Annotated in this window: 16 protein-coding genes; 15 read left to right on the top strand and 1 reads right to left on the bottom strand. The window is 41.0% G+C overall.

Annotated features, from left to right (window positions below; translation table 11 throughout):
- The first annotated feature begins 157 nt into the window (after positions 1 to 157).
- From QM469_RS00125 to QM469_RS00175, 11 genes are all read left to right on the top strand, one after another.
- On the top strand, positions 158 to 721 hold the full coding sequence (locus QM469_RS00125; protein ID WP_414275791.1) for a TIGR01440 family protein: 564 nt from the start codon (positions 158 to 160) through the stop codon (positions 719 to 721).
- Position 722: 1 nt separating this feature from the next.
- A complete protein-coding gene (locus QM469_RS00130) occupies positions 723 to 6,857 on the top strand; it encodes a ZmpA/ZmpB/ZmpC family metallo-endopeptidase (protein WP_414275792.1) in 6,135 nt (2,044 codons plus the stop codon).
- Between the two features lie 156 nt (positions 6,858 to 7,013).
- Complete coding sequence (locus QM469_RS00135; RefSeq protein ID WP_281334825.1) at positions 7,014 to 7,574, top strand: TlpA family protein disulfide reductase; 561 nt, start codon at positions 7,014 to 7,016, stop codon at positions 7,572 to 7,574.
- A 9-nt stretch (positions 7,575 to 7,583) separates the two neighbouring features.
- Positions 7,584 to 8,699: a peptide-methionine (R)-S-oxide reductase MsrB gene (gene msrB, locus QM469_RS00140; RefSeq protein WP_414275793.1), complete on the top strand. Its 1,116-nt coding sequence runs from the start codon at positions 7,584 to 7,586 to the stop codon at positions 8,697 to 8,699.
- 316 nt (positions 8,700 to 9,015) lie between these two features.
- Positions 9,016 to 9,807: a ZmpA/ZmpB/ZmpC family metallo-endopeptidase gene (locus tag QM469_RS00145; protein WP_414275794.1), complete on the top strand. Its 792-nt coding sequence runs from the start codon at positions 9,016 to 9,018 to the stop codon at positions 9,805 to 9,807.
- A gap of 117 nt (positions 9,808 to 9,924) precedes the next feature.
- A complete protein-coding gene (pabB, locus tag QM469_RS00150) occupies positions 9,925 to 11,646 on the top strand; it encodes an aminodeoxychorismate synthase component I (protein WP_153225319.1) in 1,722 nt (573 codons plus the stop codon).
- On the top strand, positions 11,647 to 12,270 hold the full coding sequence (locus tag QM469_RS00155) for an alpha/beta fold hydrolase (RefSeq protein ID WP_153225318.1): 624 nt from the start codon (positions 11,647 to 11,649) through the stop codon (positions 12,268 to 12,270).
- 44 nt (positions 12,271 to 12,314) lie between these two features.
- Entirely contained in the window at positions 12,315 to 13,160 is an 846-nt protein-coding gene (locus QM469_RS00160) for an excalibur calcium-binding domain-containing protein (protein ID WP_414275795.1), read from the top strand.
- Positions 13,161 to 13,263: 103 nt separating this feature from the next.
- The gene (locus tag QM469_RS00165) at positions 13,264 to 14,223 is read left to right on the top strand and encodes an ROK family glucokinase (RefSeq protein ID WP_414275796.1); all 960 of its coding nucleotides are present in this window, start codon (positions 13,264 to 13,266) and stop codon (positions 14,221 to 14,223) included.
- Positions 14,224 to 14,320: 97 nt separating this feature from the next.
- Positions 14,321 to 14,755, top strand: coding sequence for a GTP pyrophosphokinase (locus tag QM469_RS00170; RefSeq protein WP_315639717.1), 435 nt, complete (start codon positions 14,321 to 14,323; stop codon positions 14,753 to 14,755).
- Positions 14,756 to 14,807: 52 nt separating this feature from the next.
- Positions 14,808 to 15,647, top strand: a complete 840-nt coding sequence (locus QM469_RS00175) for a thymidylate synthase (RefSeq protein WP_414275797.1) — start codon at positions 14,808 to 14,810, stop codon at positions 15,645 to 15,647.
- Positions 15,648 to 15,763: 116 nt separating this feature from the next.
- Here QM469_RS00175 and QM469_RS00180 read toward each other — a convergent pair whose 3' ends face one another.
- Positions 15,764 to 15,934 carry a DUF3042 family protein gene (locus QM469_RS00180; protein ID WP_049526232.1) on the bottom strand — a complete coding sequence of 57 codons (171 nt, stop codon included), beginning with the start codon at positions 15,932 to 15,934 and terminating at the stop codon, positions 15,764 to 15,766.
- Positions 15,935 to 16,054: 120 nt separating this feature from the next.
- Between QM469_RS00180 and miaA the strand changes: the two genes are divergently transcribed.
- From miaA to rnz, 4 genes are read left to right on the top strand one after another with little or no spacing between them, the layout of a single operon-like run.
- Complete coding sequence (miaA, locus tag QM469_RS00185; RefSeq protein WP_414275798.1) at positions 16,055 to 16,939, top strand: tRNA (adenosine(37)-N6)-dimethylallyltransferase MiaA; 885 nt, start codon at positions 16,055 to 16,057, stop codon at positions 16,937 to 16,939.
- Entirely contained in the window at positions 16,932 to 18,170 is a 1,239-nt protein-coding gene (hflX, locus tag QM469_RS00190; RefSeq protein WP_414275799.1) for a GTPase HflX, read from the top strand. The genes miaA and hflX overlap by 8 nt, the downstream gene beginning before the upstream one ends.
- Positions 18,163 to 18,786, top strand: coding sequence for a cystathionine beta-lyase (locus QM469_RS00195; protein ID WP_414275800.1), 624 nt, complete (start codon positions 18,163 to 18,165; stop codon positions 18,784 to 18,786). Before hflX ends, QM469_RS00195 begins: the two co-directional genes overlap by 8 nt.
- Before the next feature lie 14 nt (positions 18,787 to 18,800).
- Entirely contained in the window at positions 18,801 to 19,730 is a 930-nt protein-coding gene (gene rnz, locus QM469_RS00200) for a ribonuclease Z (protein WP_414275801.1), read from the top strand.
- The last annotated feature ends 9 nt before the right edge of the window (positions 19,731 to 19,739 follow it).

The raw sequence follows: 19,739 nt of genomic DNA on the forward strand, positions 1-19,739 counted from the left end.
TTTTAGTTTATATTTGAAAATAGATAAAATTTGAATCAGTTTTTGAAAAGAGCCCTCATATAGTTTTTGAATCCGAGCAAATGGTATTCCTATGTCTTCCAATCTTGCTAAAATTGATGAAAAACGATATGATAGAATGAAAAAAGCGAGGTGAAATATGGACCAAAGACGGATTCAAATAGAAACACAGCAGATTCTTGAAGATGTACTAGACAAGGCTTCTTTACAGGAGGGAGCACTATTTGTCTTGGGTTTGTCTTCGAGTGAAGTGCTGGGAGGACACATCGGAAAAGATTCGAGTCAGGAAATCGGTGAACTAATTGTCAAGACTATGTTGGAACTGTTGACGGCTAAGGGAATTCACCTGGCTGTTCAAGGTTGTGAACATGTCAATCGGGCTTTAGTTGTTGAACGAGAAGTAGCTATAAAACATCAGTTGGAGATTGTGAGTGTACTCCCGACCTTACATGCAGGAGGTTCTGGTCAATTGGCCGCCTTCCGCTATATGAAGGATCCTGTGGAGGTCGAATTTATTAGAGCTGATGCTGGTTTGGACATCGGAGATACTGCTATTGGGATGCATATCAAACATGTTCAGGTACCCATTCGGCCAGTCTTAAGAGAGATTGGTAAGGCTCATGTAACGGCACTTGCTAGTCGACCAAAACTCATTGGAGGGGCGCGTGCTCAATATCCAATAGATCACATTAGAAAGATTTAAAATGAAAAACAGAAAAATGCAGTTTGATAAAGTTATTAAATACTCTATTCGGAAGTTCTCAGTTGGTGTAGGTTCTGCAGTTATCGGGACATTTCTTTTGGGAGCAAACAACTTTTTAGTTGAAACTGTTGCAGCTAACGAAGTAGCAACACCTAACCAAGTTCATTACCGCTATTTGGCTGAACAGGAATTGACGGAATCAGAAAAAGCTTTGATCCATCGCGAACTTCCTTCAGATTTAAAGCAAGATGATGTTGTCTATCTTGTTTACAGAAAAAAGGAAGTGAATTCTCAACAATTGCCGAACACTGGAAGCAAGGAGTTGGCTCTAGCAACTCTTGGTTTTGCAACAGCGTCTATGGTTGTTGTGGTGATGTCTAAAAAACACCGCAATAAAATGTTGGGTATTCTCTTTATTGGGGCTCTAGGTGGTAGTTACTTTATCCCTCAGTCTGCTCAAGCCTTTGAGAATAAAATCTTGGTGTCCTTCAATCAAACGATTGCAGCAAGTAGTCAAGAGGACTTGGCAAAAGGTGTCATTCAAATCGAAGGATACGAGTACGTCGGTTACTTTAAAGCATCAGACTTCCAAGACCAACCAGAGCAAATGACGACTGCTAAGGGAACTCAAGAAGAAGGCCACGAAGGCGAATCCCTAGTTCAGCCAGAATTGCCAGCCTATACAGGCGAACTTAGCGCTAAAGGCACTCAAGAAGCAGGCCACGAAGGCGAATCTTTGGTTCAGCCAGAGTTGCCAGCCTATACAGGCGAACTTAGCGCTAAAGGCACTCAAGAAGCAGGCCACGAAGGCGAATCTTTGGTTCAGCCAGAATTGCCAGCCTATACAGGTGAACTTAGCGCTAAAGGAACTCAAGAAGCAGGCCATGAAGGCGAATCTTTGGTTCAGCCAGAATTGTCAGCCTATACAGGCGAACTTAGCGCTAAAGGAACTCAAGAAGCAGGCCACGAAGGCGAATCTTTGGTTCAACCAGAATTGCCAGCCTATACAGGCGAACTTAGCGCTAAAGGCACTCAAGAAGCAGGTCACGAAGGCGAATCTTTGGTTCAGCCAGAATTGCCAGCCTACACCGGTGAGATCAGTGCTAAAGGCACGCAAGAAGAGGGTCACCAAGGCGAAGCTTTAGTTCAACCAGAAGAACCAGCCTACACAGGCGAAATTACAGCAAAAGGTACGCAAGAAGCAGGTCACGAAGGTGAGTCCTTAGTTCAGCCAGAGTTGCCAGCCTACACAGGTGAGATTAGCGCTAAAGGAACTCAAGAAGAGGGCCACCAAGGTGAATCTCTAGTTCAGCCAGAAGCTCCAGCCTACACCGGCGAGCTTAGCACTAAAGGAACCCAAGAAGAGGGTCACCAAGGTGAGTCCTTAGTTCAGCCAGAATTGCCAGCCTACACAGGTGAGCTTAGCACTAAAGGAACCCAAGAAGAGGGTCACGAAGGTGAATCCCTAGTTCAGCCAGAATTGCCAGCCTACACCGGCGAGCTTACAGCTAAAGGCACGCAAGAAGAGGGCCATCAAGGTGAATCTTTGGTTCAACCAGAATTGCCAGAGTATACAGTAGCTGAAGCAACTGTCACAGAAACTGAAACTGTGGAAGTCCCATATACAAGAGAGTATGTAACAGATGATACTCGCTACACTGATGAAGAAACAGTAATTCAAAATGGTCAAGCCGGAAGTCAGCTGATTCACCGTGTCTATAAGACTGTCAATGGTCAAAAAGTTGGGGACCCAATCAGTACGAGTACAGAAACTGTTAAGGCGCCAGTAAACGAAAAAATTAGTCGCGGTACAAAGGCTATTGAAGGTCAAGTTGAAGAAGTTTCATTTGAAGAAATTCCTTTCGAGACAAGAACAGAAGTAGACAGCACTCTTCCGAAGGGAACAGAAGTTGTTGCTCAAGCTGGTCAAAACGGTAAGAAAAAGATTACCAAAGTCTATAAGACTCTTAAGGGCGTGAAAACTGCAGATGCTCCAACGATTTCAGAGGAAGTTGTTGAAGCAGTTCAAGATCGTATCATCAAAAAAGGTGATCAAATCCTGACTGAGCCAACGTTGACCCTCACTCATATAGATAAAGAAGAATTAGAGCGTAGTGCCAAGGTTCGTTACCAATTGGTTAAACCAACAGGTGTAACCATTAAATCTCTTGAAGTTGTCTTGAAAGAGGGAGACACTAACCTTCAAACAGTCAACATGTCTGAGGGAGACCTGACTGCAAATCTTACAAACTTGAAATACTACAAGGACTACAAGATTGCGACCAAGATGGTTTACGATCGTGGAAATGGGAACGAAGAAGTAGTTCTTGCGGAAGAACCACTGCGACTTGATCTCAAAAAAGTCGAAGTCAAAAACATCAAGGAAACCAGCCTTATCAGTGTTGATGACCAAGGTGTAGAAATTGATAATAGTCTATTGTCAGCTAAACCATCAGATGTGAAACCTTATTACTTGAAAGTGACAACTCATGATAACAAGGTGACAAAACTTGCAGTTGATAAGATTGAAGAAGTCACAGTTGATGGTAAAGACTTGTTCAAAGTCACTGCTAAAGCACCAGACCTAGTCCAACGCAATGCAAATAATCAGTTTGCAGAAGAATATGTCCATTACTTTGCTAAGCCAAAAGCTCATGAAGGTGATGTTTATTACGATTTCAATGATCTTGTAAAGGCCATGCAGGACAATAAAAATGGAACATTTAAACTAGGTGCTGATCTTAATGCAGCTAATGTTCCAACACCAAATAAACAATATGTACCTGGTAAGTTTAGTGGAACTTTAACAAGTGTTGAAGGAAAGCAGTACACAATCCACAATATGGCTCGTCAATTGTTCGATAATATCGAGGGTGGCTCGGTTACAAATATTAACCTAGGTAACGTTGATATCAATATGCCTTGGGCTGAAAATATTTCACCACTTGCAAGAACGATTAAAAATGCTACAGTTGAGAATGTCAAGGTGACTGGTAGTGTTCTTGGTAAAGATGGTATTGCTGGTATTGTCAATAAAGCAGATGTTGGTGGCCTACTTAAAAATGTCGCATTCATTGGTAAACTTACTGGTGTTGGTGACAAAGGCTGGGATATTGGTGGTATTGCCGGTGAAATTTGGAGAGGGAATATCAAACACGCTTATGTAGATGCTGATATTACAGCAAATAAAGCTCGTGTTGGTGGTCTTCTTGCTAGATCTGATAATGGTTCGGATCCTAATGGAATCGACAAGTATGCTTCTGTTCGTAATGCTGTTACTAAAGGAACCATTAATGTTAAGACACCTGTTGAGGTTGGTGGATTCATTAGTAAAAACTGGACATGGGGTAGAGTTGCTGATACTGTTTCAATGATGAAAGTTGAAAATGGTGAAGAGTTCTACGGTTCAAAAGACTTAGACGAAGAAGACGGTTACTATACAAACGATTGGATTGAGCGAAACTATGTTGTTAAAGATGTCAGCTCTGGTAAACGTTCATTCAAACGTTCTCGTACTAACAGAATTCAAGAAATCAGTCTTGAAGAAGCAAATAAAAAGATCGCTGAATTCGGTATCACTGCTGATACGTTTGAAATTAAACCTCTTGTTGAGGATACTCTCAATAATAAGAAAGTAAAAGCTGATACTTATAAAGATACTCAAGATTACGATGCCTCTCGTGAACTTGCCTACCGTAATATCGAAAAATTACAACCTTTCTATAATAAAGAATGGATCGTAGACCAAGGAAACAAACTTGCTGCAGGTAGTCCTCTCTTGACTAAAGAAATCTTGTCTGTTACTGCCATGAAGGGAAATGCCTTTGTGACAGAATTGGCTGATGCTGACCATATTATGGTTCATTATGGTGATAAGACTAAAGACATCTTTACTGTTTCACCGAAAGACTCTAAGGTCAAACAAGTCAAAGAGTACAGCATTGCTGAACTTGGAGAAGTTGTTTACACTCCGAACATGGTTGACAAAGATCGCAGCGATCTTATCAATGCTATTGTTGAAAAATTAAGCCTAGTAGAATTGCAATCAGATCCTATCTACACACACCTAGGTAGAACAGGACAAAATAAAGTTAACGCTATAAAAGATCTTTACCTAGAAGAAAGCTTCAAAGAAGTCAAGGATAATCTGGCTAGATTTGTGAAACAGTTGCTTGAAAATGAAGACCATCAATTAAACACAGATGAAGCTGCTAAACGTGCTTTGATCAAGAAGATTGATGACAACAAGGCTGCTGTTCTTCTTGGTTTGTCTTACCTCAATCGTTACTACGGAGTTAAGTTTGATAACTTCAATATCAAGCAACTCATGTTGTTCAAACCAGACTTCTATGGTAAAAATGTCAATGTGTTAGACTTCTTGATCAAGATTGGTTCCAAAGAAAATAACATTAAAGGTGATAGAACTTTAGAAGCTTATCGCGAAACTATCGGTGGAGTTATCGGTATAGGCGAGTTAAACAGTTTCTTAGACTATAATATGCGTCTATTCACAGAAGACAAAGATCTAAATGATTGGTTCATTAAAGCAACTAAAGATAATGTCTATATCGTGGAACCAAAAACAACAACTCCTGAGTTTGCTGATAAGAAACACAGAGCCTATGAAGGATTAAACAACGATATGCACGGTAAGATGATTCTTCCCCTTCTGAACTTAAAAGATGCACATATGTTCTTAATCTCAACATATAACACTATGGCATACAGCTCATTTGAGAAATATGGCAAGTATACTGAAGCAGAACGTGAAGCATTCAAGAAAGAAATCGATAAAGTAGCCAAAGGTCAACAAAACTACCTAGACTTCTGGTCACGCTTATCATTGGATAAAGTTCGTAATCAACTACTTAAGAGCAACAACATGGTACCTACACCGGTATTAGATAACCAAAACTATAAAGGTATTAGCACAGACCGTTACGGCCACACTGCTAGTGGTAAAGACGTTGCTCCGGTACGTGAATTATATGGACCAACAGGTCGTTATCACGCAACAGACGGTCGTATGGGAGCAGTAGCTCGTGTTTATCCTAAACCATATAAAGATGATTCTGTTTTCTTCATGGTGACAGATATGATTAGTGACTTTGGTATTTCAGCCTTTACTCACGAAACAACTCACGTAAATGACCGTATGGTTTATTTAGGAGGTTCGGGACATCGTGAAGGTACGGACTTAGAAGCGTTTGCTCAAGGGATGTTACAATCTCCTGCTGAATCTAGTCCAAATGGTGACTTTAAAGCTCTAGGATTAAACATGGCCTACGAACGTCCAAATAATGGAAACCAATGGTACAACACAAATCCAAATGACCTTAAATCTCGTGAAGAAATTGATCGTTACATGAAAGGCTTCAATGATACTCTCATGCTTCTTGATTACCTTGAAGGAGAGGCTGTCCTCAATAAAGCAAATCAAGATTTAAACAACGCTTGGTTCAAGAAGGTTGATAAGCAATATCGAGGAAATAACACCAAGAACCAATTCGATAAGGTTCGACCTTTAAGTGATGATGAAAAGACTATTCCTTTGCGTACAGTTGATGACTTAGTTACGAATAACTTCATGACCAACCGTGGTCCAGGCAACAGAGTTTACAACCCAACTGACTTTGATTCTGCTTATGTCACTGTACCTATTACTGCAGGTATCTACGGTGGGAACACAAGTGAAGGTGCTCCTGGAGCGATGTCATTTAAACACAATACCTTCAGAATCTGGGGTTACTATGGCTACGAAAAAGGCTTCTTAAACTATGCTTCTAACATGCTAAAAGCTGAATCTAAAAAAGCTGGAAAAGATACTCTAGGTGATGACTTCATCATTAGCAAGATTTCTGAAGGAAAATTCAACAATCTTGAAGATTGGAAGAAAGCTTACTTCAAAGAAGTTGTGACAAGTGCCAAAAATGGAATTCAATCTATTGAAATTGATGGTAAGACATACAATAGCTATGAAGACTTGAAACGCGCATTTGCTGAAGCAGTTGATAAAGATAAGGCTACTCTAAGTAAGGGATCTGTTAAATTTGACAATACTGTTGCTTTGAAAGAGAAAGTCTTCAAGAAACTTCTTCAACAAACAGATAGCTTTAAAACTTCAATCTTTAAATAATCCAAAGCTCTCATCTGCTTAGCAGGTGGGAGTTTTTGTAATCAAGAAGATTATTGATTTTCCAAACAGATTCTAAGTATTTTTAGCAAGGTAGGTATATAATAGAACTACAAAGTAAATATCTATATTCATATAACAAAAAAGAAGGTGATGAAGATGAAAAAATGGCAAGCAACTGTATTGGTCTGCACTAGTCTGTTTTGTCTATCAGCTTGTAAAAATCAGACGACGAGCGAAGCTGATAAGCAAAATGGAGACAAAAATGCACAAGTTAGTTCTCAAAATGCAAAACAAGGAGAAGCAGTTCCAGACTTTGAGCTTATGGGAGTTGATGGGAAAACCTATCGCCTATCAGATTATAAGGGCAAAAAGGTCTATCTCAAATTTTGGGCATCTTGGTGCTCTATTTGTCTAGCTAGTTTACCTGATACCGATGAACTGGCAAAAGAAGCTGGCGATGATTTTGTAATTTTGACAGTTGTTTCTCCTGGTCAAAAAGGAGAGCAAGCAGAAGAAGCCTTTAAAAAATGGTATCAAGGTTTGGACTATAAAGATTTACCAGTATTGCTAGACCCTTCGGGACAACTTTTGGCGAGTTACGGAGTTCGTTCTTATCCGACTCAAGCCTTTATTGATAAGGAAGGTAGACTCGTTAAGACCCAGCCAGGCTTTATGGACAAGGAAACTATTTTACAGACGCTAAAAAGCATAGATTAGAGGCTCATCATGAATGATAAATTAAAAATAATTGTATTCATAGGAATCATCATTTGCATTATTATTGGAATTCTATTTCTTTTGGAAAAAAGGAGCGCAAGCTACACAGATACCACTCAAATCGAGAAGGCAGCAGTTAGTCAAGGACAAAAGGCCAAGAAAAAAACTGAGCCAAGTAAAGATGCTGACTTACATGATATCTATCTAGCGGGAGGTTGTTTCTGGGGAGTAGAAGAGTATTTTTCGCGAGTAGCGGGTGTGACAGATGCTGTTTCGGGCTATGCAAATGGTAGAGGAGAAACAACCCAGTATGAATTGATCGGCCAAACTGGGCATGCTGAGACTGTTCATGTGACCTATGATGCTAATCAAATCTCTCTAAAAGAGATCTTGCTTCATTATTTCCGCATTATCAATCCAGTCAGTAAGAATAAGCAGGGAAATGATGTGGGGACTCAGTACAGAACAGGAGTCTACTATACAGATGAGAAAGATTTAGAAGTCATCAATCAAGTTTTTGACCAAGTTGCTCAGAAATACGACCAGCCTCTAGCGGTTGAAAAGGAAGCCTTAAGAAATTTTATCGTGGCTGAGGACTACCACCAAGACTATCTCCAGAAAAACCCTAATGGATATTGCCATATCAATGTCAATCAGGCAGCCTATCCGGTCATTGATGCAAGTCAATATCCAAAACCGAGCGACGATGAATTGAAAAAACTTTTGTCTTCAGAGGAGTATGCCGTGACTCAAAATGGTCAAACAGAACGTGCCTTTTCAAATCGTTACTGGGATAAATTTGAAGCAGGTATTTATGTGGATGTTGCGACTGGCGAACCTCTCTTTTCTTCGAAAGATAAATTTGAGTCGGGTTGTGGTTGGCCAAGTTTTACCCAGCCGATCAGTCCAGATGTTGCGACCTATAAGGAAGACAAGTCATACAATATGGTCAGAACAGAAGTCAGAAGTCGAACAGGGAATTCTCACCTAGGACATGTCTTTACAGATGGACCTACAGAAAAGGGTGGGCTACGATATTGTATCAATAGTCTCTCCATTCGCTTTATTCCTAAGGATCAAATGGAAGAAAAGGGCTATGGCTATTTGTTGGATTATGTTGAGTGATCTTGAAATTATTAAAAAGAGTTTACTAGAAATATATTTTAATTCATAAGAAGTGTAGAGTTTGGATTTTAGAAGTAGAATGTCTTTTAAAATAGTTTTCTTTTTAATAAAAGAAAAATGAGGTCTGGCAATTTAATCGAACGTGTTGGGATCACTCCTGAAAATTTTTGATTTTGAAAACAAGTAAGGTGAAGGCCATCAGGGTGAATATGGCGCTCTCGGGCTCAATATGGCATACATGCGACCAAATGATGGGGATCAATGGTACAATCCTGATCCAACCAAGTTGCAAACACGCCAGTAGATTGACCACTACATGAAAGGTTATAATGAGGCCTTGATGCTTCTAGATTATCTGGAAGGGGAACGAGTTCTCGCTAAGAATGATCTGGCTTTGAAGAAGGCTTGGTTCAGCAAGATGACCAAGCAAATGCGCTATCAGGACCAGGATAATAAACTCCTTGCTCCAAACCAGTGGGACTATGTCCGTCCATTGACAGATGAGGAAGCCAAGACTCAGCTAAATTCTGTGGATGATTTAATCAAACATAACATCATCACCAATAGGCATTATCAGGGAACTTACCGACCAGAAGAACTCAAGACAGCTTATGTCAATGTCAAGATGGTGGATGCTATCTATGGTGGAAATACAAGTCAGGGAGCTCCAGGAGCCATCTCCTTCAAGCATAATGCCTTCCGTATGTGGGGTTATTATGGCTACGAAAATGGTTTCCTAGGCTATGCTTCTAATAAATACAAAGATGAAGCCTTAAGCGAGGGACGTGACACCCTTGGGGATGATTTCATTATCCAGAAGGTTTCGAAAGGCAAGTTCCAGAACTTGGAAGAATGGAAGAAGGCTTGGTTTGACGCTATTATTGCTAAGGCAAAACGAGGAATCCATAGTTTTGAAATTGATGGTCAGCAAATTGATTCTTATGAGAAATTGCAAGACTTGTTTGACCAAGCAGTAGAAACGGATTACCGAAACTTTAAGTATGGTGGTTCAGTTGCCAACTATACAGTAGCCCTGAAGAAAAAAGTCTTCCAGAAACTATTGCAGGTTACAGATGCCTTTTCATCTGAACTCTTTCCCAAAGGATAGATAAAAGAGAGTGTGTTTTTAGATTTGCTAAGGAAGTGAAATCTACTTTATCATTCTCAAAGAATAAAATTGCCAGATCTCCTGTTTGGGGTCTGGCTTTTATGGTATACTTAGGATATGCATAGAAAAACAGTGATTGATTTCAGGGCTTTGGGCGAGCGATACACCTTTACCCAGCCTATCAAAGAATTAAAAACCAGAGATTTAGCAGAAGTAACAGACTTGTTAGCTCAAGTGGAAAGCTACCAAGAACAGGACTATTATGTGGTGGGTTATGTTAGTTATGAAGCAGCGCCAGCTTTTGAGGAGAAGTTGGCGGTTCACTCAGGTCCCTTGTTAGGAGAGTATCTCCTCTATTTCACTATTCATGACAGCGTTGAAAAATCTAGCATTCCTCTGACTTATGAGGAGGTGGCTTTGCCATCAAACTGGCAGGAAGTAACATCTGCAGAGGACTATGAAAAGGCGATTGCTCAGATTCACCATCATTTACGACAGGGCGATACTTATCAGGTCAATTATACGGTTCAACTCAAGCAGGAGTTGTCTGCTAATCCTTTTGCTATCTACAATCGTATGGTGGTGGAGCAGGAGGCAGGCTACAATGCCTACGTAGAGCATGATGACATGGCAGTGATTTCCATGAGTCCAGAACTCTTTTTTGAACAAAATGATCGTGAATTGACAACTCGTCCTATGAAGGGGACGACTAAACGTGGTCTGACTGATGCTGAAGATTTGAAAGAAGCAGCTTGGTTGGAGCAGGATCCCAAAAATCGTTCAGAAAATATGATGATAGTTGACCTCTTGCGTAATGACATGAATCGTCTGTCTGAGGTGGGAAGTGAGCATGTGGAACGTTTATGTCAGGTGGAACAGTATTCAACGGTTTGGCAGATGACTTCGACCATCAAGAGTCAGTTACGACCAGATATTGACCTAGTAGAAATCTTCCGTTCACTCTTTCCATGTGGTTCTATCACAGGAGCTCCCAAGATAGCGACTATGGAAATTATCAAGAATTTGGAACCACAAGCTAGAGGAGTTTACTGTGGAACTGTTGGACTCTTACTTCCCAATGGTAGACGGATTTTCAACGTAGCTATTCGAACCATTCAACTGCATCGAGATCGAGCCATCTATGGAGTCGGCGGTGGCATCACTTGGGATAGTACTTGGGAGTCAGAATACCGTGAAGTCCAGCAAAAGGCAGCTGTTCTTTACCGAAAACAGCCTCGTTTTCAATTAATAACGACAGGGAAAATCAGTCAGAAGAAATTACTCTTTGAAAATCAACATCTGGAAAGACTGCAAAAGGCTAGTCGTTATTTTGCCTTTACATTTGATGAAGATAGTTTGAGACAAAAGATAGAGGAAGAGTGTCAAGTTTGTGACCTCCATCAAGACTACCGTTTGCGAATCAGTCTCAATAAGTCTGGAGAAATAGACATTGATCGCCAAGTATTGACACCGATTAGTTCTAGCTTCTGTCAGGCTAAACTTTGTCGGCAAGAAGCTGATTTGCAGCAGGCCTTTACCTACTTTAAGACGACACACCGACCGCATTTGACAGTGGGAGAGAATGAAATTATTTATCATACTGCTGATGGAAAATTGCTTGAAACCTCTATTGGCAATCTGGTTTTGAAAATGGATGGCAAACTCTATACACCGCCAAGTCAACTAGGTATTTTACCAGGGATTTATCGTCAACACTTGCTTGAAAGCGAACAAGTAAAAGAGAAGGTCTTAACCATAGAAGATTTGAAGCGAGCAGAAACTGTATACGGATGCAATGCAGTCAGGGGCTTGTATGAGTTATCATTACAGGAGAACTAAATGAAACTTATATTTTTACATGGCCTAGGTCAGTCAGCAGATAGTTGGAAAGAAGTTCAGGATTTACTGGCAGATTATCCTTCTGAAGCCATAGAGTTATTTCCTACTGGAGTTGGGACTTATCAAGAAGCCAAAGAGCGCATTTATCAGCACTTATCAGAGGAGACAGAACCTTTTGTCTTAATCGGTTTGTCTTTAGGGGCTGCACTTGCATTGGAGCTTTCAAGTTATGATCTACCATATCTTCAGGCCTTGGTTTTGTCAGGATGTCCACTGAAATTAGCAGGTAACATTCCTTTTTACATACAGTTGCTGATATTTAAATTGCTTCCTAAGAGGATATATGAGAAGCAGGGGGCAGATAAGGCTCTTATGGTTGGAGTTTCCGAAGAATTAAAAACACTTGATTTAAGAGAGATTGCACGGAATTGTCCCTATCCAAGCTTGTTAATTTGTGGTAGTCAGGATAAGCCTAATCTCAGTTCAATGAAAGCTATTCAAGAACTGATGCCAGATTCTCAGTTTGAGATCATCCCTGACGGCCCTCATGTCTTGAATAAGGCAAAACCAAAAGAGTTTGCAGAATTAACCAGAAGTTTTCTTGAATTGCTGAAACAAGTTTGATAAAATAATATTGAGATTGATATTATAATTTTAGGAGAAAAATCATGAACAAACGTCATCTATTAAAACTAGGCCTATTTTCTTTACCTGTCCTTGCTCTGTTTTTACATCCTGTTGTTGCAGATGAAAGTATCCATTTTTCAAGCTGTAAGGAAGCTTGGGAGAATGGTTATGCAGATATTCATAAGGGAGAACCAGGGTATTCTGCTACTCTAGATAAAGATCATGATGGGATTGCCTGTGAATCGAAGAATGCGCCAAAGGGAGTTTTAAAAGAGAAAAAGACGAGTACATCTCAAGCTAACAACAGTGTAGCACCAAATAGTGCAGTACCTGCTCCAAGTGCAGCAGCTGTAAGTGGCTGGGTTCGTCAGAATGGATCTTGGTACTATTTTTCTGAAAATGGAACTCCAGTAACAAATACTTGGCAGGGTGCTTACTATCTCAAGTCAGATGGAAGAATGGCTGAGAATGAGTGGGTATACGATAACTATTACCAAGCCTGGTATTACCTCAAATCAGATGGTTCTTATGCACGCAATACTTGGCAAGGAAGTTACTATCTCAAATCAGATGGTAAGATGGCTCAGGGTGAATGGCTTTATGATTCTTACTACAAAGCTTGGTATTACCTCAAATCAGATGGATCTTATGCGCATAATACTTGGCAAGGTGCATATTACCTCAAGTCAAATGGGAAAATGGCTCAGAGTGAGTGGGTCTATGATTCTTCTTACCAAGCCTGGTATTACTTGAAATCAGATGGATCTTATGCTCGCAATGCATGGCAAGGAAATTACTATCTCAAATCAGATGGCAAAATGGCTAAGAATGAGCGAGTGGATGGCGGACGCTATTATGTAGATGCTTCTGGTTTGTGGAAACCATAGAATAGAAAAAAATCTGGAAAGTTAATGCAAACCTTTGCACTGATTGGCAGATTTTGTTATACTAGTACTGTAAGCATTTTCAATTAAGGATAAGGAGAAGACGATGAGTCAAAAGATTATTGGGATTGACCTTGGTGGAACTTCTATCAAGTTCGCTATTTTAACGCAAGAAGGAGAAATCCAAGAAAAATGGTCTATTAAGACAAACATTTTGGATGAAGGAAGCCATATCGTAGACGATATGATTGAAACTATTCAACACCGTTTGGGCTTGCTTGGATTGTCTGCTGAAGATTTCCGTGGAATTGGTATGGGGTCACCTGGTGTGGTTGACCGTGAAAAAGGGACTGTTATCGGTGCCTACAACCTCAACTGGAAAACTCTTCAACCAGTCAAAGAAAAAATGGAAAAAGCCTTGGGGATTCCATTCTTTATCGACAATGACGCCAACGTGGCAGCTCTTGGTGAGCGTTGGATGGGTGCTGGTGACAACCAACCAGATGTTGTCTTTATGACACTTGGTACAGGTGTTGGTGGCGGTATCGTAGCAGAAGGTAAATTGCTTCACGGTGTTGCAGGTGCTGCTGGTGAACTTGGACACATCACAGTTGACTTTGACCAACCAATCGCATGTACTTGCGGTAAGAAAGGCTGTCTTGAGACAGTAGCTTCAGCGACAGGTATCGTCAACTTGACTCGTCGTTACGCAGATGAATACGAAGGCGATGCAGAGTTGAAACGCTTGATTGATGACGGAGAAGAAGTAACAGCTAAAACTGTCTTTGATTTGGCAAAAGAAGGAGATGACCTTGCCTTGATCGTTTACCGTAACTTCTCACGTTACTTGGGTATTGCATGTGCCAACATCGGTTCAATCCTAAACCCATCAACAATCGTTATAGGTGGTGGTGTATCAGCTGCGGGAGAATTCCTCCTTCAAGGTGTGCAAAAGGTTTATGATGAAAATACCTTCCCACAAGTTCGCACAACAACTAAACTAGCTCTTGCAACTCTAGGAAATGACGCTGGAGTGATTGGTGCTGCGTCACTTGTCTTGCAATAATGCACATGAATCAAGAGCTTGGATATTGATCAAGCTCTTTTTAAGTTGAAGTTGTTAAAATAAAGTAATAGCTCACTAATGATAGGAGGAGTTTTGGATGAATACTGTAGAACAATCCATGGTTGATTTAGCCTTGTCTATTGCTAGGCAAGCTCATGAAGGGCAACTGGATAAGGCAGGGGTGGCTTACATAGAACATCCAATCTATGTAGCCAGTCTTGTACAAACGGAAGAAGAAAAAGCAGTTGCTTTGTTGCATGATGTTCTTGAGGATAGTCCTGTTTCAGCTGAAGAACTATTACAAGCTGGTTTACCAGAAACAGTTGTTACTGATGTTCAGGTTTTGACAAAGAAACCAATGCAAGATTATCAAGCATATTTGGAAACTGTAAAGACAAATCCTCTAGCACGAGTAGTCAAATTAGCTGATCTAAAACATAATTCAGATTTATCGAGATTGCCTTCTATTACTGCAAAGGATAGGGAAAGATTGAAGAAATATAAAAAGGCCATTGATTTGCTGAGCAGGTAGAAAAGCCCTTTTTATGCTATACTAGTTAAGACAATAATTGAGGTGAGAGTAAATGACAAAAGCAGACACGATTTTTAAAGAAAATATCGAGCGAATTCTCAATGAAGGAGTCTTTTCAGAACAGGCTCGTCCCAAGTATAAGGATGGAACAGTGGCTAACTCCAAGTACATCACAGGAGCCTTTGCGGAGTATGATTTGTCAAAGGGTGAATTTCCCATCACGACCTTGCGCCCAATCGCAATCAAATCAGCCATCAAGGAAGTACTTTGGATCTACCAAGACCAGACCAATAGTTTGGAAGTTCTCAATGACAAGTACAATGTTCACTACTGGAATGACTGGGAAGTTGGAGATACAGGGACTATTGGGGAACGTTATGGGGCTGTTGTTAAGAAGCATGATATTATCAACAAGATTCTCAAACAGTTAGAAGCCAATCCTTGGAACCGTCGCAATATCATCTCACTTTGGGATTATCAAGCTTTTGAGGAGACAGATGGCCTTCTGCCTTGTGCCTTCCAGACCATGTTTGATGTCCGTCGTGTGGATGGTGAGATTTATCTGGATGCGACCTTGACCCAACGTTCTAACGATATGCTGGTGGCCCACCATATCAATGCTATGCAGTATGTGGCTCTTCAGATGATGATTGCTAAACACTTTGGTTGGAAAGTTGGAAAATTCTTCTACTTTATCAACAACCTTCACATTTATGACAATCAATTTGAACAAGCTCAGGAATTGCTTCGTCGTGAGCCTTCAAACTGCCAACCACGTTTGGTCTTAAATGTACCAGACAAGACCAACTTCTTTGATATTAAAGCAGAGGATTTTGATCTGGTTGATTATGATCCAGTCAAGCCACAGTTGAAGTTTGACTTGGCAATTTAATACTCTCTGAAAATCTCTTCAAACCACGCTAGATTCCTAGTTTCCTATTTGGTTTTTATTGAGTATAAAAGAATAGAAAAAAAGAAGTTGAGAAAAATCCCAACTTCTTTTGTGTTTTAACGTGATACGCGACGACGCGCTGCTTTCTTACGGTTTTCTTCGATGAAAGCTGCTTTTTGTTCTTCTGGTTCGATCACTTTCTTTTTAACTGCGTAAACTGCACCTGCAACTGCAGCGACAGTTCCTGCAATACCTGTTACAAGACCTTTAGCGAAACCTTTAGCCATGAGTATTCCTCCTTTAACTTATAAATCAGCCAGCTACCTCAAGAGGTCGCATTTTTCTGACTGACCTTTTTGTGATATAATAATAGTAGCGAAAAAATGGGAATTTTTCAAGGAAAAAAGATGAAAACAAAAATAATTGTGATTGTTGGACCGACTGCAGTTGGAAAGACAGCTCTAGCTATTGAAGTTGCTAAGCGTTTTAATGGTGAAGTAGTTAGTGGAGATAGCCAACAAATCTATCGAGGACTAGATATTGGGACAGCCAAGGCTAGTCCAGAGGAGCAGGCAAGTGTTCCTCATCACTTGATTGATGTGAGAGATGTAACCGAGTCTTACTCGGCTTTTGATTTTGTTTCAGAAGCTAAGGCAGCCATTGAGGATATTCAAAGTCGCGGCAAACTAGCTATTATCGCTGGTGGGACAGGTCTTTATATCCAGAGTCTGCTAGAAGGATATCATTTAGGTGGTGAGACTACCCATGAGGAGATTTTAGCTTATCGAGCTAGTTTGGAGCCTTATACAGATGAGGAATTAGCCCATTTGGTGGATCAAGCAGGCCTTGAAATTCCCCAGTTTAATCGTCGTCGTGCCATGCGTGCCTTGGAAATTGCCCATTTTGGTCAAGACTTGGAAAATCAAGAGACCTTGTATGAACCTCTGATTATTTGCTTAGATGATGAGCGTAGTCAATTGTATGAACGGATTAATCACCGTGTGGATTTGATGTTTGAAGCTGGACTATTGGATGAAGCTAAGTGGTTGTTTGACCATGATCCAGATGTGCAGGCTGCTAAAGGGATTGGCTATAAGGAACTCTTTCCCTATTTTCGAGGGGAGCAGAGCCTGGAGGAGGCCAGTGACAGTCTCAAACAGGCGACCCGTCGTTTTGCCAAGCGTCAACTAACCTGGTTTCGTAACCGCATGCAGGTGACCTTTTATCAGATAGGAGAATCTGGTGTGCAAGACCGTGTTTTAAGCCAGATTGAGGAGTTTTTAAATGATTGAAACGGAGAAAAAAGAGGAGCGGGTCCTGCTGATTGGAGTTGAACTCCAGGGCATGGATAATTTTGACCTTTCCATGGAAGAACTAGCTAGTCTGGCTAAGACGGCTGGTGCAGTCGTAGTCGATAGTTACAGACAAAAACGTGAAAAATACGACTCTAAGACCTTTGTCGGATCTGGTAAGTTGGAAGAAATTGCTCAAATGGTGGATGCAGAAGAAATCACAACTGTCATTGTCAACAACCGTCTGACACCTCGACAAAATGTCAATTTAGAGGAAGTCTTGGGTGTTAAAGTCATTGACCGTATGCAGTTGATTTTGGATATCTTTGCCATGAGAGCTCGAAGTCATGAAGGAAAGCTTCAAGTTCATCTTGCGCAACTCAAGTATCTCTTACCTCGCTTGGTTGGTCAGGGGATTATGCTTAGCCGTCAGGCAGGGGGCATTGGTTCTCGTGGTCCAGGTGAAAGTCAGCTAGAACTGAATCGTCGTAGTGTTCGTAACCAAATCACAGATATCGAGCGTCAGCTCAAAGTCGTTGAGAAAAATCGAGCGACAGTTCGAGAAAAACGTTTGGAGTCAAGTACCTTTAAGATTGGTTTGATTGGCTACACCAATGCTGGAAAGTCAACTATCATGAACACCTTGACTAGCAAGACCCAGTATGAGGCAGATGAGCTCTTTGCGACTCTGGATGCGACAACTAAAAGCATTCATCTGGGGGGCAATCTTCAGGTTACCTTGACTGACACCGTTGGGTTTATTCAAGATTTGCCGACAGAGTTGGTGTCTAGTTTCAAGTCGACCTTGGAAGAAAGCAAGCACGTAGATCTCTTGGTCCATGTTATCGATGCCAGCAATCCTTATCATGAGGAACATGAAAAAACGGTCCTGTCTATCATGAAAGACTTGGACATGGAGGATATTCCTCGCCTAACCCTTTATAATAAAGCGGATTTGGTGGAAGATTTCACGCCTACTCAAACGCCTTATGCATTGATTTCTGCCAAGTCTAAAGATAGTCGAGAACAGTTACAGGCTTTATTGCTAGATAAGATCAAGGAAATTTTTGAACCCTTTACTTTGCGCGTGCCTTTTTCTAAGTCCTACAAGATTCACGGCTTAGAAAGTGTTGCTATCCTCGAAGAACGTGACTACCAAGATGACGGTGAAGTCATCACAGGCTTCATTTCTGAGAAAAACAAATGGAGATTAGAAGAATTTTATGACTGATATCAAATCATTAGCTCTCAAGTATGGTGGCTATACAAGTCTAGACAAGGTTTATCTGGATCAGCTTTTAGCTGGTAGGTCTGAAGAGGAGCAACTAGCTCTCATTACCCCTCCACCTAGCGTGGTTAATGCCTACTTTGCAGAACTCTACCAGAAAAAAAGTCCTCAAGCTGCGACAGATTATTTTGCGGAAGTCAGCCAGGAACTGAATCTCTACAATGCTGAACCAAGTTTCACGGAAGAAAGCAAACCCTTTATCCGCCTCAATCTATCAGGCAAGTCTTTTGGATTTTGTTACGAGAAAGAAGGTCTTGGACGCATTTTCTCAGAAGCTGAGGAAACAATCACAGCTGACTTGCTTTTTGAGATTGCGCAAATTTTTCCCCATCAGCTGGTCTTTGAAGAGTCTGGGAAAATTTACATGAAGGCAATCGGAGAAGAGGAAGTTGTTAACGTGGAAAATCTCACAGCCTTGACAGATCTGGAAAGTTTGGCAGATGGTCGCAAGCGTCTCAAAGGTTATAGTCAAGAGGATTTGCTACAAGAAGCTAAAGCCTATACTGGTAAGTTTTATTATCGCTCAGAAAACCGCACCGCTATGTTATATATTGATTAATTAGAAAGTATCGAATGGATATTCAATTTTTAGGAACGGGGGCTGGTCAGCCCTCTAAAGCCCGCAACGTTTCAAGTCTCGCCCTGAAACTCTTGGACGAGATTAACGAAGTCTGGCTCTTTGACTGTGGAGAAGGTACACAAAATCGCATTCTTGAAACCACAATTCGACCACGCAAGGTTAGCAAAATCTTTATCACCCACTTACACGGAGACCATATCTTTGGCTTACCAGGATTTCTCTCTAGTCGTGCCTTTCAAGCCAATGAAGAGCAGACAGATTTGGAAATCTATGGACCTCAAGGTATCAAGTCTTTTGTTTTGACCAGCCTTCGTGTATCGGGTTCTCGTTTGCCTTATCGTATTCATTTTCATGAATTTGATCAAGATTCTCTTGGGAAAATCCTTGAAACGGATAAGTTTACCGTTTATGCAGAAGAGTTGGATCACACTATTTTCTGTGTCGGCTATCGTGTCATGCAAAAGGACTTAGAAGGTACCTTGGATGCTGAGAAACTAAAGGCTGCTGGTGTCCCATTCGGCCCGCTCTTTGGAAAAATTAAAAACGGTCAGGATGTCGTCTTAGAAGACGGCACCGAGATCAAGGCAGCAGACTATATCTCAGCACCACGCCCTGGTAAGATTATCACCATTTTGGGAGATACTCGAAAAACAGATGCTAGTGTGCGTCTTGGAGTCAATGCAGATGTTCTTGTCCATGAGTCCACTTATGGCAAGGGTGATGAGAAGATTGCCCGCAACCACGGTCACTCAACTAATATGCAAGCTGCTCAGGTTGCAGTAGAAGCAGGAGCCAAACGACTCTTGCTCAACCATATCAGTGCACGCTTCCTTTCAAAAGACATTAGCCAGCTCAAGAAAGATGCGGCAACGATTTTTGAAAACGTCCATGTGGTTAAAGACCTAGAAGAAGTGGAAATCTAGGATCTCGAG

Origin of the sequence: Streptococcus infantis, from assembly GCF_047464215.1 — a bacterium.
Lineage (GTDB): Bacteria > Bacillota > Bacilli > Lactobacillales > Streptococcaceae > Streptococcus > Streptococcus infantis_P.